At 32.1% G+C, this 3,380-nt stretch carries 2 protein-coding genes; both read left to right on the forward strand.

The window, feature by feature from the left end; genetic code table 11:
• Positions 1-196: 196 nt before the first annotated feature.
• On the forward strand, positions 197-1,062 hold an 866-nt coding region (locus tag AFK68_RS05235; protein WP_371357243.1), incomplete at its 3' end, for a serine/threonine protein kinase.
• A gap of 756 nt (positions 1,063-1,818) precedes the next feature.
• Positions 1,819-2,670 carry an alpha/beta fold hydrolase gene (locus tag AFK68_RS05245; protein ID WP_094671875.1) on the forward strand — a complete coding sequence of 284 codons (852 nt, stop codon included), beginning with the start codon at positions 1,819-1,821 and terminating at the stop codon, positions 2,668-2,670.
• Positions 2,671-3,380: the final 710 nt, after the last annotated feature.

Raw genomic sequence — 3,380 nt, forward strand, 5'->3', positions numbered from 1 at the left:
AAATTAGAGATTTTGTCAAACAATTAAAACCCCATAAAAATGTCTAAAAATCTGGAAAATTTTGGATTAACCTGAGTTAATCAGGAGTGAAATAGAATAAATATTTTTCTATAGGATAGAGAACATGACTCTACATCAACCTAATGATATTATTGCCCAACGATATAGAATTGTCACCCCTTTAGGAAAAGGTGGAATGGGAATTACTTATGAAGCTGAAGACCTGAAAAATTATCAGCGAGTAGCAATTAAAGTTGTTTCTTTACGACAAGCAAAAAACTGGAAAATTTTGGAACTTTTTGAGAGGGAAGCTAGAGTTATTGCTAATTTGAATCATCCTCAAATTCCCAAATACTTGAATTATTTTTATATTGATACAAAGCAAGATAGACGCTTTTATTTAATTCGGGAATTAGTGTCGGGAAACTCTTTAGCAACTTGGGTGGAACAAGGTTGGCATCCCACAGAATTACAGGTTAAACAAGTGGCAATTCAAGTCTTAGAAATTCTCAGTTATTTACATCAATTAAATCCACCAATAATTCATCGGGATATTAAACCAGAAAATATTATTTTACAACCTGATGGAAAAGTTTTTTTGGTTGATTTTGGAGCAGTTAAAGATATTTATAGAAATACAATGTCTTTGAGTGGAACCTTTGTAGGAACTATTGGATATATGCCACCGGAACAGTTAAGAGGAAAAGCTTATTGTACTTCAGATTTATATAGTTTAGGCGGAACTTTATTGTATTTATTGACTCATCGTTTCCCAGATGAACTACCTCAAAAAAGAATGAAGATTGATGTTCGTTCTTGTGTAAAAATTTCACCTAAATTTGCTAATTGGTTAGAAGTAATATTAGAACCGATGTGGGAAGATAGATTTAAGTCGGCAAGAGAAGCTTTGAATCTACTTAGTAATAAGTCAAAAATTGTTTATGATGATTATTATGGAGTACAATCTTCTCATACAAAACCTGTTGGAAGTCGAGTAACGTTGGAAAAAACATCTACTAGCTTAATTATTAATATTCCCTCTGTACCTTCTCAAGACAATATNTATTAGAACCGATGTGGGAAGATAGATTTAAGTCGGCAAGAGAAGCTTTGAATCTACTTAGTAATAAGTCAAAAATTGTTTATGATGATTATTATGGAGTACAATCTTCTCATACAAAACCTGTTGGAAGTCGAGTAACGTTGGAAAAAACATCTACTAGCTTAATTATTAATATTCCCTCTGTACCTTCTCAAGACAATATCGTTCCCTTATTTGCTTATATCATATTCGTTCTATCTATTATCTTGATGTCAAGGTCTTTGATTGTAAGTTTTTTTCTTGTAATTTTATATTTCTTCACGGATGATTTTTTGTCTTTATTTAGCAAAACTCAAATCCAAATAGATAAAAATGAGTTTTTTATTCACTGGAAATTTTTGGTATATAGTCATAAAAATCGAGGAAAAACAGCAGATATATACAAAATTGAACTTGATTATGGAGATATTTCTTATGAGCTAGATGATAAAGAATATAGAATAATCAAAAGCTGCTCTTTGTTTGTAGATGCAGAAAAAGGTGTAAAAAACTATAAGTTTGGTGGCTTTCTCAAATCAGAAGAAAATGAATGGTTATTTGGTGAAATTAGAGATTTTCTCGAAGAATTAAAAACTCAGGAAAGTCTCAAAAAAACAGAATAAAAATTATTGAATTAGGGAAAAGTAAACAGGAAATTTATATTCCCCGCCCCCTGTTATCCATAAAATGATATAATCACCAAAATTCGTATATTAGTCAAAAAATTCAGAAAACAAGTGTCAATTGAGAAAAAAAATATAACAGTCAATTCCCTAGAATGGTTTTATCGAGAAGCTCAACCAGATAACGAAACAGATAAATTACCAGTTTTACTATTACATGGCTTACCTTCTCAAAGCCATAGTTGGACAATAATTATGCCCGAATTAGCTCAAGCAGGTTATTGGGCGATCGCTCCCGACTGGATAGGTTGTGGTTTATCTCCAAAACTAGATAAAAGAGATTTTCCCTACACACCAGAATCTTTTATTAATGCTTTAGCAGAATTAATTAATGCTCTACAACTTGACCGTTTTTATCTAGTTGTTCAAGGATTTTTAGGTTCATTAGGTTTACAATATGCGTTACGAAATCCAGAAAAAATTGAACGTTTAATTATCTTAAATACTCCTCTTTCTACTACTGCAAAATTACCGTGGCAAATTCAACAATTAGGGATACCTTTTGTTGGAGATATGCTAACTCAAGACCCTCTATTTGTAGATAGAACTTTAGAAAAAGGAAGTCGTTTAACAGTTGCCGATGAAGATTTAGAAATTTATCGTAGCCCCTATCTAAAAAGTTCCGCTGCTGGTAGAGCAATATTAGCAATTGTGCAAAAATTAGACTTAAAAAAATCAATGGCAGAAATTGAATCTGGTTTTAAAGGATGGCAGCAACCAACATTAATTATTTGGGGAATAAAAGACCCTTGGTTAGATATTAGTCAAGCGGAAAATTTAGCTAATATTTGTGAGAATGGAACTTTAGTTAAATTGCCAGATGCTGCACATTATCCCCAGGAACATTGGTCAGGAAATATTATAGATGAACTGCTTTTATTTTTGAGGCGAAAAATGGATAATTAATAATTAATAATTATTAATAGATAATTGATAATTACCTCTGATTAAAACCTTTCTTGATTGAATATAAGGAAATATTATTTCTTTTTTTTTATTCAGGACTTACGCAACTGCAACGTATTTTCGTCATTGCGACCGAAGGGTTTGCGGAGCAGTCCGGAACGGATAGCAATCTCAAACCCCTGTTTTTCGTACCTCATGCGTAAGTCCTATTATTATTAAAAGCAGGTAAACATTTCCTACGGAATTCTGCGCAAACAGCAGTCAGCTAGCTTCCTGGGTCGTAACTGCGTTTTTTCGTATAGGGAATGCTCCGCATTCATGTCGGCGATAGCCGAAGTGCGTTTGCGGAGCATTCCGATAGGAAAGCTTTGCCCTAGCAAAAACAGCTATTTATTTGAGTTTTAGATAAAAGCTTTTTTAATTGAGGTAAATTTAATTTTACTATAGCAATCCTATTTTATTTGTGTATAAAAACTATCCCGCTTTTAGGGAAAAAGGAGGACTTTTAAGTTTTTTATCTACTTTTTTCTTTGTCAAAACCTATTTAGGATTGCTATATAAAAACTGAAATTACATGCTATTTTTATTTAAAGGTTATTCTTAAGATTGGGATATTATAGCGTTTCTCAAGCTTATGAGGTACACCTATCTTTAATTGATTTTCTATTCCTTATTTCCCAGTTAAGTGTTCCCTAAAACCTAGAATTTTG

Origin of the sequence: Hydrocoleum sp. CS-953 (assembly GCF_002260545.1) — a bacterium.
GTDB lineage: Bacteria > Cyanobacteriota > Cyanobacteriia > Cyanobacteriales > Microcoleaceae > Trichodesmium.